Annotated in this window: 12 protein-coding genes; 1 reads left to right on the plus strand and 11 read right to left on the minus strand. The window is 60.9% G+C overall.

Annotation, left to right across the window (positions count from 1 at the left end):
- The first annotated feature begins 31 nt into the window (after nt 1–31).
- Nucleotides 32–955: a LysR family transcriptional regulator gene (locus tag FHX14_RS11790; protein WP_184377206.1), complete on the plus strand. Its 924-nt coding sequence runs from the start codon at nt 32–34 to the stop codon at nt 953–955.
- Here the strand turns inward: FHX14_RS11790 and FHX14_RS11795 are convergent.
- The 11 genes from FHX14_RS11795 to FHX14_RS11845 all read right to left on the minus strand — a co-directional run bounded on the left by FHX14_RS11795 (nt 918) and on the right by FHX14_RS11845 (nt 14,737).
- Nucleotides 918–1,655: an SDR family oxidoreductase gene (locus FHX14_RS11795; protein ID WP_012557934.1), complete on the minus strand. Its 738-nt coding sequence runs from the start codon at nt 1,653–1,655 to the stop codon at nt 918–920. The two genes, FHX14_RS11790 and FHX14_RS11795, sit on opposite strands and share 38 nt — an antisense overlap.
- A gap of 110 nt (nt 1,656–1,765) precedes the next feature.
- Nucleotides 1,766–2,527, minus strand: a complete 762-nt coding sequence (locus FHX14_RS11800) for an ABC transporter permease (protein ID WP_012557935.1) — start codon at nt 2,525–2,527, stop codon at nt 1,766–1,768.
- Nucleotides 2,524–3,450, minus strand: a complete 927-nt coding sequence (locus tag FHX14_RS11805) for an ABC transporter ATP-binding protein (protein WP_184377207.1) — start codon at nt 3,448–3,450, stop codon at nt 2,524–2,526. Before FHX14_RS11805 ends, FHX14_RS11800 begins: the two co-directional genes overlap by 4 nt.
- A 457-nt stretch (nt 3,451–3,907) precedes the next feature.
- Nucleotides 3,908–5,521 (minus strand): glycoside hydrolase family 43 protein, encoded by a 1,614-nt coding sequence (locus FHX14_RS11810; protein ID WP_184377208.1) that lies wholly within the window; start codon nt 5,519–5,521, stop codon nt 3,908–3,910.
- Between the two features lie 229 nt (nt 5,522–5,750).
- Nucleotides 5,751–6,782 carry an L-glyceraldehyde 3-phosphate reductase gene (gene mgrA, locus FHX14_RS11815; RefSeq protein WP_184377209.1) on the minus strand — a complete coding sequence of 344 codons (1,032 nt, stop codon included), beginning with the start codon at nt 6,780–6,782 and terminating at the stop codon, nt 5,751–5,753.
- Between the two features lie 297 nt (nt 6,783–7,079).
- Entirely contained in the window at nt 7,080–8,213 is a 1,134-nt protein-coding gene (locus FHX14_RS11820) for a Gfo/Idh/MocA family oxidoreductase (RefSeq protein WP_184377210.1), read from the minus strand.
- An 8-nt stretch (nt 8,214–8,221) separates the two neighbouring features.
- Nucleotides 8,222–8,983, minus strand: coding sequence for a sugar phosphate isomerase/epimerase (locus tag FHX14_RS11825; protein WP_003594056.1), 762 nt, complete (start codon nt 8,981–8,983; stop codon nt 8,222–8,224).
- 39 nt (nt 8,984–9,022) lie between these two features.
- Nucleotides 9,023–11,482, minus strand: coding sequence for a glycoside hydrolase family 2 protein (locus tag FHX14_RS11830; RefSeq protein ID WP_179610380.1), 2,460 nt, complete (start codon nt 11,480–11,482; stop codon nt 9,023–9,025).
- 301 nt (nt 11,483–11,783) lie between these two features.
- Nucleotides 11,784–12,890: an ABC transporter ATP-binding protein gene (locus FHX14_RS11835; protein WP_054184791.1), complete on the minus strand. Its 1,107-nt coding sequence runs from the start codon at nt 12,888–12,890 to the stop codon at nt 11,784–11,786.
- Nucleotides 12,891–12,894: 4 nt separating this feature from the next.
- On the minus strand, nt 12,895–13,839 hold the full coding sequence (locus FHX14_RS11840) for a carbohydrate ABC transporter permease (protein ID WP_003594053.1): 945 nt from the start codon (nt 13,837–13,839) through the stop codon (nt 12,895–12,897).
- Complete coding sequence (locus FHX14_RS11845; protein WP_179610378.1) at nt 13,832–14,737, minus strand: sugar ABC transporter permease; 906 nt, start codon at nt 14,735–14,737, stop codon at nt 13,832–13,834. The genes FHX14_RS11840 and FHX14_RS11845 overlap by 8 nt, the downstream gene beginning before the upstream one ends.
- Nucleotides 14,738–14,840 lie beyond the last annotated feature (103 nt).

Genomic DNA, 14,840 nt, shown 5'->3' on the forward strand with positions numbered 1-14,840 from the left:
CAAGGCGCCTGCGCGCCCAGCGGAGCTTGAGATGAATCCACGACAGTTGAAGACATTCCTTGCGGTGATCCGGCATAAAAATCTCACCCGCGCCGCCGCTGAGGTCAACCTTGCCCAATCGAGCCTCAGCGACCAGATACAGGCCCTGGAGGAAGAGCTTGGCGTGGAACTCTTTCTCCGCTCCCGCCAGGGTGTCGCCCTAACGCCGGCGGGTGCGGCGCTAAAGGCCTATGCGGAGGAAATCCTGGCGCTGAATGACGAGGCAAAGGCCGCCGTCTATGCTGCAGCCGGCAGAAGCGAGCAGTCCATCATCCTGGGCACGCTCGAAACCATCGCCGCCGAAAGGTTGGCGCCCTGGCTCTCTCTCGTCCGCAGGCAGAATCCCGGCCTCGGTCTCAAACTCAAAGTCGGTGGCAGCGGCGAGCTGCGTGCGCAATTGCAGCACGGTTCGATCGACGTCGCCTTCACCTTCGATCGCGGTGAGCAGGACGAGCGCGTCGCGACGCGCCGCATCTCCATCGAACCGCTGGTGTTGATCACGGGCCGCGATTCGCTGACCTGTAGACCCGAGAGCCTCGCGGCGCTGAGCGCCATGCCCTTCGTCACGACCGAAACCGGCTGCATCTATCGCCACCTCTTCGACACCGCTTTTGCCGAAGCAGGCCTGCCGGCACCGCCCATCGTCGCGCAAGCCGATAGCATCGCGACGATCATCAAGCTTGTCGCATCCGGCCCCGGTTACGGCCTCGTCCCGCGTCTTGCAATCAGCCCGGCCGCTGCGCGCAGCGATGTCGTCGAATTGCCGTGGCCGGGCGAACCGCCCACCGCTTCGCTGGTGATGATGTGGCGGCGCCGGCGCGTGCAGCCGCCGGCGCTCGCCCTCCTGATGCAATCGGCCAGCGAAGAATTTTTACCCCTCAGACCAGCCGATGCCCGCCTTCGACATGCAGGATAGTGCCTGTGGTGAAACCGTTGCCGATCAGGAAGCGGATCGCATCGGCGATATCCTCCGGCTGGCCGACACGTCCGGCCGGCAGGCGCTGCGCCATCGCGTCAAGCGTTGCCTGCTTGGCGTCCCCGGCAACGAAGCTCCAGATCGGCGTATCCACCCATCCCGGCGACACGGCATTGATACGGATCGGTGCCAATTCGACGGCGAGCGCCCTCACCAGGCCTTCAAGCGCCGCATTGACGGCGGCGACCAGCGATCCGCGCGCTGCCGGCCGATAGGCCGCGACACCCGAGGTGTAGGTGATTGATCCTGACGACGGCAGATGGGCGGCGCCGTATTTCGCCAGCAGCAGCGGGCCGTAGAACTTGCTCTCGACCACCCGTTGCGCCGCGGCAAGCTCGATCGACGGCAGCAACTGATAGGCGCCTTCAATATCGGCGGCGGTGCTGACGATGTGGTCGACCGATCCGACGATGCGAAAGAGTGCCGCGACCTCCTCCTCCCGCGATATATCGACAGCGTAGATTCCAAGTTTCGGATCGTCGTCGAGCTGGCGGCACGCTGCCGCAAGCCTCTCTTGACTGCGCCCCGCGATCGTCACAAACGCCCCCTCATCGAGCAGGCGCCTGGCAAGCGCCAAACCCATGCCCGAGCTGCCGCCGACGATCAACACTTTCGCACCTTCGATCTTGATTGCAGTCATCTCACATCTCCATTTGCATGGGAGAGCAGATGCCTCGGATCGGCGCGGAAGAAAAACGGAAGAAACCGATAGCATCATCGGCTTTCCCGATGATGCTGTTTACGAACCGATCAATTGCGCAGCCGGTAGCCAGTCTTGAAGATCCAGCCGAGTGTGCCGAGGCATATCGCCAGGAACACGGTGATCATCGCCAGGCTGATCGCCGGGTTGACGTCGGCGATCCCGTAAAAACTCCAGCGGAAGCCACTGACGAGATAGAGCACCGGATTGAGATGGCTGACCGCCTGCCAGAAGGGCGGCAGCATATTGACCGAATAGAAGCTGCCGCCGAGGAAGGTCAGCGGCGGTACGACCAGCATGGGAATGAGGTTCAACTGCTCGAAATTGCCTGCCCAGATGCCGATCATGAAGCCGAACAGGCTGAAGGTGACGGCCGTCAGCAGGAAGAACAGGATCATCATGAAGGGATGCTCGATCCTGACGTCGACGAAGAGATTGGCTGTGAGCAGGATGATGAAGCCGATGATCATGCCCTTGGTGGCGGCGGCCCCGACGTAACCGAGCAGGATCTCGGTCATCGCCACCGGCGCGGAGAGGACCTCGTAGATCGTGCCGGTGAATTTCGGAAAATAGATGCCGAAGGAGCCGTTGCTGATGCACTGGCCAAGCAGCGTCAGCATGATCAGGCCCGGCGTGATGAAGGCGCCGTAGGACACGCCCTCCACCTCCTGGATACGCGAGCCGACGGCCGCACCGAAGACGATGAAATAGAGCGAGGTCGAGATGACGGGCGAAATGACGCTCTGCAGCAGCGTGCGGCGCGTGCGCGCCATCTCGAAGAAATAGATCGATTTGATCGCCTCGACGTTCATTTGTCTGCTCCTACCAGCGCCACGAAGATGTCTTCGAGCGAACTCTGCCGCGTCGAGAGATCTTTGAAATGGATATTGTTTTCACCCAGCCGGGTCAGCAGCGCCGCAATGCTTTCCTGCTCATTGTCGGCGTCGAAATCATAAGTCAGCCGGCTGCCACCGGCTTCCAGCGTCAACCCGTTGCCGGTAAAACAATCCGGAAGCCGTTCGAGCGGCTCGGTGAGATCGAGGATGAGCTGCTTGCGGCCGAGCTTGGCCATCAAAGCCGCCTTGTCTTCGACAAGCAGCAATTGCCCGCCATTGATCACGCCGACGCGGTCGGCAATTTCCTCGGCCTCCTCGATATAATGGGTGGTCAGGATGATGGTAACACCCGAGGCCCGAAGCTCCTGAACGACATTCCACATGTCCTTGCGCAGCGTCACGTCGACACCGGCTGTGGGTTCATCGAGGAAAAGGATATCCGGCTCATGGGAAAGCGCCTTGGCGATCAGCACACGTCGCTTCATGCCGCCGGAGAGCTGGCGCAGCATGTTGTCCTTCTTGTCCCAGAGCGAAAGCGCGCGCAGCACTTTCTCGATATGGGCGGGATTGGCTTTCTTGCCGTGCAGCCCACGCGAAAAGCTCACCGTATTAAACACAGTCTCGAACTGGTCGGTGGTCAGTTCCTGCGGCACCAAGCCGATCATCCCGCGGGTGGCGCGGAAATCCTTGACGACATCGTGGCCGGCGACCAGCACCTTGCCGCTGCTCGGATTGGCAATGCCGCAGATGATCGAAATCAGCGTCGTTTTGCCCGCGCCGTTCGGCCCGAGCAGCGCCAGGATCTCACCCTTTTCGACGTCGAGGTTGATGCCTTTCAGGGCCTCGAACCCATTGGCGTAGGTCTTGGTAAGATTCTGAACGGAAATGATGGGGGTCATGCGTTACTCTTGAGGATTATCAAAGTATTTCGGCCCGCTATATAATGCCTTCATGACGCTTTGACATCCTCGGGAACGTGAACACTGCATTCGCGCCTTGCTAACACGGCCCGCAGGCGTCGGATCTTTGCGAGAGCCGCTCCGTTCCGGGGGAAGAAAGACAGCCGCCGGTTTTTGATGTCATCATCCGGTGATCTTCGTGCCCGATAAAAGAGCCGAGGCCAGCACCGGCATCCGCCCCGCCGCCCATCCCTTCGCGGAGCCGTCTTCGGGTGTTCTCGTTGCGCCCCTTTTCCGCTGCCTCGGCATGTAGTGAAAGTTATTGTTCAGTCACGAAGTGCTTGGAACCGGCCAGCATCCCCTGTTCAGCCGCGTTCGTCTTAGCCGGCCCTGCGCCGGCTTTCTTTTTTCTAGCTCGAAACCTCAAGGGCGTGAGCGGGCGGGGAGCAATGCTCCCTCACAATTCGTCATAGTTGAACCAGTCGAAATCCGCGATCTTCCCGCGTCCCGACGTATCGAAGGCAAACACACCGGTGAAAGCGCCGGTGAAGGAGCCGTGTTCGCCGCGTCCGCCCTCGTCGGAAATCATGCCGGCGTCGAGGATCGGACCGATCGGCTGCCAGGCGCCCTTGCCTTCGGTCTGCCAGAAGAATTGCAGATCGTTCTCGCGAATTTCCATGGCGAGCTGGACACGGCCCTCAGCAGCGATCGCCACACCGCTTTCGGCGGGAAAGCTGAGGCGTCCGTTCGGATAATCGCCATTGCAGGAGAGGATCGTCACGCAGCGGCCGAGTGTTTCGTGCAGCGTCACGGCAACGGCATGAAATTTATGCCGGTTGTAATAATGCGTCAGCCCCGCGACCTGCTGATAAGTGTCGGGCGAGAACTCGACCACAGTCTCGGCGCGGAAGCTGTGATGCTCCTGTCGGCGGGCAACCAAAGCCTGCTCGAACCAGGAGCCGATGCTTTCGCGCGCAATCAGCCTGAGGTGGCCGGGGCGGTCCGTCAGGTTGAAGATGCGCTCGGGCTTGGGCGTGCGCAGCCATTGGAAATCGGCCGGCAGGGTGTCGCCATCGAAGCTGTATTCGCTGCGCATCGGCTTTTCCGCCGGCACGGCGCCGAAGAGGCCGGGCACATCGACATCGGGCACCGAGGTGCCATTTTCGAGATAGAGCCAGTCATCGTCGCGCCAGACGCATTTCTGCAGGCTCGTCTCTCGCCCCAGCGTGCAGCGCCGCTTCGGCGGTAGAGGCCGGCCGCAGAGATGGGTGTGATAGGCCTCACCGTCCGGCGTCTCGACATATTGGCCGTGCCCTGCCCGCTGCAGCACCGCGCCCGGATGATCCTTGGAGGTGATGAGATGCATGTTCGGATGCATCTCGTAAGGGCCTTCGATGCGGCGCGAGCGCGCCATGGTGACGGCGTGGTCATAGCCGGTACCGCCTTCCGCGGTCGTCAGATAGTACCAGCCATTGCGATTGAAGAGGTGCGGGCCCTCGACCAGGCCGAGCGGACTGCCGGCGAAAATATTGCGGAGCGGGCCTTTCAGGGTCTTCGTCGCCGGGTCCCATTCCTGCAGCAGGATACCGTCGAAGGCCGGCGATTTCGGCGAGCCGCCATAGCTTTCGGTGCGGTGGTTCCACTGCATGTTGAGGAACCACTTGCGGCCGTCATCGTCGTGGAACAGCGAGGGATCGAAGCCGGAGGAATTGACGTATACCGGGTCGGACCATTCGGCCTCGATCGAAGGCGCGGTGACGATATAGTTCGGCGCGTCCTTGAAACTGCCATCGAAGCGCTTGACGTCGGTATAAACAAGCCAGAACTGCCCGTCGGCATAGGAAAGACACGGCGCCCAGATGCCGCAGCTGTCGGGATTGCCGCGCATGTCGAGCTGCGACCGGCGTTCCAGCGGCCGGCGCACCAGCGTCCAGTTCACCAGGTCGCGCGAATGGTGGATCTGCACGCCGGGATACCATTCGAAGGTCGAGGTCGCGATATAATAGTCCGCGCCCACGCGGCAGATCGACGGATCGGGGTTGAACCCGGGCAGGATGGGATTGCGGATCATGATGCGGCCTCCTCCGAGATTGTTGTTGTGGTACGTACGTCAAATGTGGGCGGTTACTTCACCTCCCCACCCTCATTTCTGTGCTCGTCACAGGAACCCAGCCGCCGCGCGTCCGCGCGGCGAAAAGAATCGATTCAGCCCAAGGACTTGGGCTGGCTGGATCTCTGTGACGAGCACAGAGATGAGGGCGGTGTTGCAGCGTGCCGCCCCAAACTCCAGCTCGACCTACCTATTCCCGCTCCGCCGACTTCGCCCAGAGATTGATATCCGCCTCGCGGGCGTAGACGTCGATCTCCGCAAGCTCCTCGGCCGTGAACTCCAGATTATCCAGCGCCTTGACGCAATCGACGATCTGCGATGAGCGGCTGGCACCGATCAGCGCCGAGGTCACGCGTCCGCCGCGCAGCACCCAGGCGATTGCCATCTGCGCCAGCGTCTGGCCGCGCTTCTCGGCGATGTCGTTGAGCTTCTTGATATTGTCGATGATCGAGGGACGGATGAAGTCGCGCTTCAGAAAATGGTTCTGCGCCGCGCGGCTGTCGTCCGGGATACCGCCGAGATACTTCGTCGTCAGCATGCCCTGGGCAAGCGGCGAGAACACGATCGAGCCCATGCCGACCTCGTCGAGCGCATCGAGCAGCTTGTCATCCTCGACCCAGCGGTTGAGCATCGAATAACTCGGCTGGTGGATCAGGCAGGGCGTGCCGAGCTCCTTGAGGATGGCAGCCGCTTCGCGCGTACGCTGCGAATTATAGGAGGAGATGCCGACATAGAGCGCCCGGCCGGAGCGGACGATATGGTCGAGCGCGCCGCAGGTCTCTTCAAGCGGCGTTTCCGGGTCGAAGCGGTGCGAATAGAAAATGTCGACATAGTCGAGGCCCATGCGCTTCAGGCTCTGGTCGCAGGAAGCGATCACGTATTTTCGGCTGCCCCACTCGCCATAAGGCCCCGGCCACATGTCGTAGCCCGCCTTGGAGGAGATGATCAGCTCGTCGCGAAGCCCGGAAAATTCGGTGCGCAGGATCTCGCCGAAGGCGGTCTCGGCGCTGCCGGGAGGCGGGCCGTAATTGTTGGCGAGGTCGAAATGGGTGATGCCGAGATCGAAGGCCGTGCGGCACATGTCGATCTTGCGGTCATGCGGTGTGTCGCCGCCGAAATTATGCCAGAGCCCAAGGGAAACGGCCGGCAGCTTCAGGCCAGACCGGCCCGTGCGGTTATATTTCATCTTCGAATAGCGGTCTTCGGCTGGTTGCCAGCTCATCTGAACGTCTCCTGAACCTGTCTGAAATTGCTTCCCTTTCGTATCCGCACTTCATGGCGGCCGAAAGCTAAAACATCTCCTCCGTCATGCTCGGTCTTGTGCCGCGCATCTGCCGCGCTCTCGGCAACTCACGCATACTCGCCTCCTCGGCAAAAAGGCTTCCGCCGTCCAATGCCGTCATCCTCGGGCTTGTCCCGAGGATCTGCTGACGGGTTGGCAGATCCTCGGGACAAGCCCGAGGATGACGGAAACGTTGGAGCGAACACGCGAGACGATAAGCGCCCGGCACGCCTCACCCTACCTCAACAGCGCCTGAGCCTCCTCGATACCAAGTGCCGCCGGCTGGGTGCAGGTCGTGGTCAGGTCGATGAAACGCCCCTCCTCGCCCGACTTCAGGATCGAGGTCATGACGTCGACCCCGTGCAGCGTGCGATCGAGCGAGCAGCGCGCGTCGCGGCCTTCGATCAGCGACATCACCATGTCGGCAAGGCCGGCCGTGCGGTAGTTGGCGCGCGATCCGTTCGGGTTTTCCTGGTTGATCTTGCCGAACGGATGCTCCCAGGCGTCGAGCGGCTTGATGTCCTTGTCGCGGCCGCTTGCCTCGACCGTGCCGCCGAAGAAGTTCGGATCCGGCACGTAGAGCGAGCCGTCGGTGCCGTAGACCTCCATATTGGCATGGCGATGCGACCAGACGTCCCAGCTTGCCGACAGCGTCACGGTGGCGCCGCTGACGAATTCGAGCAGCGCCTGGATCGTCGTCGGCGTCTTGACCGGGATGATCTCGCCGTTGCGCGGCTCGCTGGTGATGGTGCGGGTCGGCGACGCCATCGAGGTCATGGCGCCGACGCGTTTCACCGGACCGATCAGGTTGATCAGATTGGCGATGTAATAGGGGCCGAGATCGAGGATCGGGCCGCCGCCCGGCAGGAAGAAGAAATCCGGGTTCGGATGCCACATCTCCATGCCGGGGCTCATCACGTAGCAGGCGCCCGACGTCACCCGGCCGATGCCGCCGTCATCGATGAACTTGCGGGCGAGCTGATGGGCGCCGCCGAGGAAAGTGTCCGGCGCGCAGCCGACCGCCAGGTTCTTTTCCCTCGCAATGCGGCGAAGCTCTTCGCCCTCCTCAAGCGAAAGCACCAGCGGCTTTTCGGAATAGACGTGTTTTCCGGCCTCGAGGATCGACTTCGACACGCGGAAATGCGCATCCGGGATCGTCAGGTTGACGACGACGTCGATCTCGTCATTGGCGAGAAGCGCGTCGATCATCTGCGCCTTCACGCCATATTCTTTGGCGCGCGCCTCGGCCGCCTCGACGTTGATATCGGCGCAAGCCAGCACCTTCAGCCCCTTGAAGAGCGGTGCCAGCGAAAAGTAGGTGGTGGAGATGTTGCCGCATCCAATGATGCCGACGCCAAGTTCCCTGGTCATGATGTGCCTCAATAAGTCTGGAAGGATGCAATCGAACGGCTGATGTTGCGGTCGATGTCTTTGGGATTGTCATGTTCGACGACGAAGTGCTTCGCCTTGGTGGCGCGCAGGGCCGTCATCAGCTTGCCCCATTCCACCTTGCCGTGGCCGACATCGGCCCAGCCGTCTTCGTCCTTCGCCTCGCCAGCCGGCGCGATGTCCTTGACATGCACCGCAGTGATACGCGAGCCAAGCTTCTCGATCCAGGCGAAAGGATCGGCATTGCCGCGAATGACCCAGGCGATATCGGCTTCCCAGGAAATATCAGGCGCGCCCTCGAAGATGCGCTCGATCGGCAGCGAGCCGTCGGCCAGCTTGACGAATTCGAAATCGTGATTGTGCCAGCCGAATTCGTAGCCGGCTTCCTTATATGGCTTGCTCATCTCCTGCAGGCGTTTGCCGAAGGCGACCCAGCCGGCGGCGTCGGAGGGGCGCTGCTCAGCGGCCAGATGCGGCGCATAGATCGAATCCATGCCGAGAATCTTGGCAATGTTCAGCGACTTTTGCACGTCCTTCTCCAGGAAATCCGGGCTGAAATGGCCGGTCGCCATCACCAGGCCGTTCTTGTCGAGATCGGCGCGAAGGCTCTTCAGCCCCGCATCGTCGAGATCGGCATAAATGCCGCCGAAGCCCTCGACTTCGGCATAACCCGCCTTGCCGAGCTTTTCGAAAATCGCCGAATAAGGCTGGAAATTACGGGCGCTGTAGAGCTGGTAGCTGAGTTTCGTCATCATATTCTCCTCGGGCCTCGTGCCCATGCTTGGGAAGGATCAATCCGCCGATTGGCAGGAATGCAGGTCGTAGAAGCGGAACTCCGGAAGGGCGCCGCGATCAAGCTGATGTGCCGGGGTAAAGGTGATGCGGCGGCTCTCGCCGGCTGCAAGGTCGAAGGCATTGTCGGAATATTTGCCGTCCGTCTCGGTCTCGATCATCACGAAGAGCGCAAGTCCCCTCGCGGTGACGTTGATATCGATCGCACCACTCTCCCCGACATATTCGTGAGCGACCGTCAGGCCCGACGGCTCCAATTCCAGCGCCTTATAGGTGCCGTTGACATAATGCCCCTCGCCGCCCATGCCGTTCGACGCGGTGAAATGCCAGGCAAGCAGCGTGTCGGCGGGGATGTCGGAAACGTCGATGCTCGCAGCCGTCACCGCGGCATCCGGCGAGCACACGGCTTGCACGTCTTTCAGGTGCAGGCGTTCGCCCTTCATCGTCAGAGCCGAGATGGAAAGATCGATGCTGATATCTTCAAGCGTGTCGTTGACCAGCGAGAAGCGGATCGTCTTGCCGTCCTCGGAAGGAATGGCCGCGACCGCGACCGGCTGGAAGAAGCGCTTGACGAGATAATGCATCGCCTTCCAGCGGCCGCCATAGTCGAGGCTCGACCACGAGGCGACCGGCCATGTGTCGTTGAGCTGCCAGTAGATCGTGCCCATGCAATGCGGTTTGAGCGACCGCCAATATTCCACCGCCGTCTTGATGGCGAGGCCCTGCTGTATCTGGGAAAGATAGACGAAGTTCGGAAAATCCTTGGGGAAACGGAAATAGCGGAACATCGTGCCGGCGATCCGCTCATTGCCGCCGGCATTCTTCTGGTGCAGCTCCATGACGGGGGAAGCAACGTTCATGTCCTTCTCCTCGGCATAGGTCTTGATGACGGGCAGCGAGGTATAGGACTGGAAGCCGAATTCCGAGCAGAAGCGCGGCCGCACCGAACGGTAATTGTCGAACGACTTATTCTCGTGCCAGACCGACCAGTAATGCATGTCGCCGGAGCCGTCGGCATGCCAGGCATCGCCGAAATCGAGATAGCCCGAGGCCGGGCTCGACGGCCACCAGAGAGCGCCGGGCAGCGCCTTCTTCACCGCCTGCTCGATCGTCCGGTTGAGGCGGTCGTAGGAGACGAGATAGCGGTCGCGATCCTTCCGTGATTCCTCGAACCAGGTGAGTGCTCCCACAAGTTCGTTGTCACCGCACCAGAGCGCAATCGAGGGATGCGAAGAAAGCCGGCGCACCTGGTAATCGACCTCGATCGCGACATTGTCGAGGAAGTCCTCGGTCGAGGGATAGAGGTTGCAGGCAAACATGAAGTCCTGCCAGACCATCAGGCCCAGCCGGTCGCATAAATCGTAGAAATGATCCTGCTCGTAAAAGCCGCCGCCCCAGACGCGGATCATGTTCATGTTGGCGGCTACGGCCGATTGCAGGAGATCCTCGGTCTTTTCAGGCGACGACAGCGAAAACAGCGCGTCGGCCGGGATCCAGTTGGCGCCGCGGCAGAAAATCTCACGGCCATTGACCTTGAAGGCGAAGCGGCTGCCTGATGCATCCGGCGTGGTGATCAGCTCGATGGTGCGAAGACCGATCTGCTTCGTCACCTCATCCGTCGGCAATTCGACGGACAGGCTATAGAGCGCCTGCTCGCCGCTGCCGGAAGGCCACCATAGGCGCGGATTGTCGATATGGAAGAGATGGTTGACATGGGTCTCGCCATGGACGCCGACATCGAGGCGCACCCGCTCGCCATCGAGATCGAAATAGACCTGGGCAATACTCGGCCCCTTGGAATAGAGCGTCGCCGTCACCGTCAGATCGACCGATCCGTCGAAATTATGCGTCTGGCGGGTGACGACATGTTCGATGCGCGCGGTCTCGAGCTTCTTCAGCGCGATCGTGCCGTAAAGGCCGAACGGCGCAATGGCGATATTCCAGTCCCAGCCGAAATGGCATTGCGGCTTGCGCAGCATGTTGCCATCCGGGATCGGCGAATTGCCCGTGCTGTATGGGATGTAGAAGGGCTGCTTCTTCTGCCGCTCGGCCCCGACCGCGATGTTCGAGGCGAAGACGATGCGGATGACATTGTCGCCCGCTTTCAACATGCTGGACACATCGGGCCGGTAGCGGCGGAAGCTGTTATCGGCTTCGAGCGCCAGGAAGCCGTTGACATGGACGCTGGCGACCGTGTCGAGGTAGTCGATATCCAGATACCAGTCGCCATCGACCTCCGGCAGCGCGAAGCTGCGCTCCACCGCCCATTCACGCTCGGCGACCCACTGCACCTTTTCCTCGTTGCGGCCGAAATAGGGATCGGGGATCAGCCCTGCCCGGTGGAGCGCGGTATGCACGTCGCCCGGCAGCATGATCGCAGTGCGAATCTCGCCGTCGACGGAGGCGAGCTGCCACGAACCGGAAAGGTCGATGTTGGAGGGGGGCGTTTGTTGCGTCACGATGTCGTTTCCGAATTACGTTTTTGAAATGGACGGCGCATGATTGCCGTCCGGTCATTGTCGTTCGTTGTGACCCCGTTTTCTCCGTCATGCTCGGGCTTGACCCGAGCATCCACTCGGCATCGATCGGCAGCCGCGGCATGGATCCTCGGGTCAAGCCCGAGGATGATGGAGAGCGGAGTTGGCCTCTTGCCAAGCTCGTGCCTGTCTGAGGGAGGGTGGAGAGTTGGTCGAATTCATACAAACAGCCCTACAGCAAGCGGCGGCGGCACCATCCCCGGCCCCGCCCACAAGAATTCCCCTAAAGCCGCAGCTCACTCTCGGCATCGAACACCGAAGCCACCGTCATGTCGAAGCTGAGTTTCACCTTGGCTCCGACATTGAAGCGGCGCGCGCCGTTGACGCGTACCGACATCGTGTGACCGGCATGTTTCAACCACAGAAGATTGTCCGCGCCCATCGGCTCCTCGATATCGACGGTGGCGTCATGTTCTTCGCCGCCGACATTCTCGTTGACCTTGATATGCTCTGGGCGAACGCCGAGCACCACCTTGCGGCCGGGCTGCAGCGTCTCGCTGGCCTCGTAGGCAGCGAGCGAGAAAATGACGCCGTTGGCGGAAAAGGCAATGCCGTCGCCTGATTTGACCAGTTCGCCACGCAGGAAATTCATCGACGGCGAGCCGATGAAGCCGGCGACGAAGAGATTGCGCGGCCTGTTGTAGATCGTCGTCGGATCGTCGAGCTGCTGGATGATGCCGCTCTTCATGATCGCGATGCGGTCGGCAAGCGTCAGCGCCTCGATCTGGTCATGGGTGACGTAGATCATCGTATTCTTCAGCGACTGGTGCAGGCGCTTGATTTCGACGCGCAATTCCGAGCGCAGCTTGGCGTCGAGGTTGGACAGCGGTTCGTCGAACAGGAAGACGTCGACATCGCGCACCAGTGCCCGGCCGATCGCCACGCGCTGGCGCTGGCCGCCTGATAGTTCGGCCGGCTTGCGCTTCAAAAGCGGCTGGATCTGCAGGATTTCGGAGGCGCGCGCCACCCGCTTGTCGATCTCGGCTTGCGGCACCTTTGCGACACGAAGCCCGAAAGAGAGGTTCTTCTCGACGGTCATCTGCGGATAGAGCGCATAGGACTGGAACACCATGCCGATGCCGCGGTCCTTCGGCTCTTCCCAGGTGACGTTCTTGCCCTTGATGAAGATCTGCCCTTCGGAGGCATCGAGCAGGCCGGCGATGCAATTCAGCAAGGTCGACTTGCCGCAGCCGGACGAGCCGAGCAGCACCAGGAACTCACCGTCGTTGATGTCGAGGTTGAGATCTTTCAGCACGCTCACCGCGCCGAAGTTCAGCGACAGATCCTTGATGGAAACGCTTGAGTTGGAAACACTTGAATTCACGTTCATGGGATCAACCCTTCACTGCGCCAGCGGCGATGCCGCGGACGAAAAGTCGTCCCGACACGAAGTAAACGATGAGCGGCACGAGACCGGTGAGGATCGTTGCCGCCATGTTGACGTTGTATTCCTTCACGCCCTGGACGGAATTGACGATGTTGTTGAGCTGCACGGTCATCGGATAGGTATCCGGCCGGGTGAAGACCACGCCGAACAGGAAGTCGTTCCAGATGCCGGTCACCTGCAGGATCATCGCGACGACGAAGATCGGCAGCGACATGGGCAGCATGATCTTCAGGAAGATCTGCCAGAAGCCCGCACCGTCGACACGCGCCGCCTTGAACAATTCTTCCGGCAGCGACACGAAATAATTGCGGAAGAGCAGCGTCAGGATCGGCATGCCGAAGATCGAATGCACGATAACAAGGCCGGTCAGCGTGCCGTAGATGCCGATTTCACGCAGGATGATGACGATCGGATAGATCATCACCTGATAGGGAATGAACGCCCCGATGATGAGGATCGAGAAGAACAGCTCTGATCCCTTGAAGCGCCAGTTTGCCAGCGCATAACCGTTCACCGAGGCAATGGCGATCGAGATGATGACCGACGGCACGGTGATGCGCACCGAGTTCCAGAAACCGCGCGACAGGCCGTCGCAGTTCAAGCCTGTGCAGGCCTCCGCCCAGGCCTTCACCCAGGGCTCGAAGGTGATTTCCATCGGTGGCGAGAAGATATTGCCGAGACGGATTTCCGGCATGCCCTTCAGCGAGGTGACGACCATCACATAGAGCGGCAACAGATAATAGAGCGCCGCAATGGTTAGCGTGCCGTAGAGCATGATGTTGCGCGACGACAGCGCCGGGCGCGGCTTCGCGCCGCTCGGGCCTTCGCCGAGTCTCGGTGCGACGGCATCGATACCGGCAACGGTGGTGTTGAGAGTTCCTACATCAGCCACGCTTGCGCCCTCCACCGAATTCAAGATAGGCCCACGGAACGATGATGATCGCGACGGTGACGAGCATCATGGTCGAGGCAGCAAAGCCCTGCCCCAGGTTCTGCGCCTGGAACATGTAGTCGTAGACGTATTTCGCCGGCACTTCCGAGGAAATGCCCGGGCCCCCCGATGTCTGCGCCACCACGAGGTCGTAGACCTTGACGATACCCGAGGCGATGATGACGATCGTCGTAATGAACACCGGCCGCATCATCGGGATCACGATGAAAAGATAGGTTCTCCACATCGGAATGCCGTCGACGCGCGCCGCTTTCCAGATGTCTTCGTCGATGCCGCGCAGTCCGGCCAGCATCAGGCACATGACGAGACCCGTTCCCTGCCACAGGGCCGCGATCAGAATGCCGTAGATAACGATTTCAGGCGTATAGAGCGGATTGAAGGTGAAGCTCGTCCAGCCCATCGAACGCACGACCGACTGAATGCCGAAATCGGGGTTCAGAACCCATTGCCAGACGAGGCCCGTCACGATGAAGGACAGCGCGAAGGGATAGAGGAAGATGGTGCGGAATGTGTTTTCGAAACGGATCTTCTGGTCCATCAGCGCGGCGAGCATGAAACCGATGACCAGGCTGAAGATCAGTGAGAGCACGCCGTAGAGAGCCAGGTTCTCGATGGCCGTCACCCAGCGGGGTGCCGCCCAGAGTCGCTCGTACTGATCGATGCCGACAAAGCTCAACCGCGGAAGCAACTTGGAATTGGTGAAGGAATAAAAGACCGTCCAGAACGTGCCGCCGACAAAGATCACCAGCGCTGTCAGGATCATCGGGATGGACGCAATCTTGGCATTCAGATTGCGCAGTAACTTGATTGGCCGGCCTGCTTGCGCTTGACCCGTCATGAACACTTCTCCTCAATTCGCAGCTGCGACCCGTAACGGAACGGGTTGGCAGCGTTTGCCATCCTGTCCCGGGATTCGCCGGAATGCCGGAGACACGCCGCCG

It is taken from the genome of Rhizobium sp. BK619, from assembly GCF_014195245.1.
In the GTDB taxonomy this organism is placed as follows: Bacteria; Pseudomonadota; Alphaproteobacteria; order Rhizobiales; family Rhizobiaceae; genus Rhizobium; species Rhizobium acidisoli.

What these genes read in the sequence shown, in the direction of transcription:
- FHX14_RS11820 (WP_184377210.1), bottom strand. Translation starts at nt 8,213, where the DNA reads ATGACCAGGGAACTTGGCGTCGGCATCATTGGATGCGGCAACATCTCC.
- FHX14_RS11795 (WP_012557934.1), bottom strand. Translation starts at nt 1,655, where the DNA reads ATGACTGCAATCAAGATCGAAGGTGCGAAAGTGTTGATCGTCGGCGGC.
- FHX14_RS11845 (WP_179610378.1), bottom strand. Translation starts at nt 14,737, where the DNA reads ATGACGGGTCAAGCGCAAGCAGGCCGGCCAATCAAGTTACTGCGCAAT.
- mgrA (WP_184377209.1), bottom strand. Translation starts at nt 6,782, where the DNA reads ATGAGCTGGCAACCAGCCGAAGACCGCTATTCGAAGATGAAATATAAC.
- FHX14_RS11800 (WP_012557935.1), bottom strand. Translation starts at nt 2,527, where the DNA reads ATGAACGTCGAGGCGATCAAATCGATCTATTTCTTCGAGATGGCGCGC.
- FHX14_RS11810 (WP_184377208.1), bottom strand. Translation starts at nt 5,521, where the DNA reads ATGATCCGCAATCCCATCCTGCCCGGGTTCAACCCCGATCCGTCGATC.
- FHX14_RS11790 (WP_184377206.1), top strand. Translation starts at nt 32, where the DNA reads ATGAATCCACGACAGTTGAAGACATTCCTTGCGGTGATCCGGCATAAA.
- FHX14_RS11835 (WP_054184791.1), bottom strand. Translation starts at nt 12,890, where the DNA reads ATGAACGTGAATTCAAGTGTTTCCAACTCAAGCGTTTCCATCAAGGAT.
- FHX14_RS11825 (WP_003594056.1), bottom strand. Translation starts at nt 8,983, where the DNA reads ATGACGAAACTCAGCTACCAGCTCTACAGCGCCCGTAATTTCCAGCCT.
- FHX14_RS11805 (WP_184377207.1), bottom strand. Translation starts at nt 3,450, where the DNA reads ATGACCCCCATCATTTCCGTTCAGAATCTTACCAAGACCTACGCCAAT.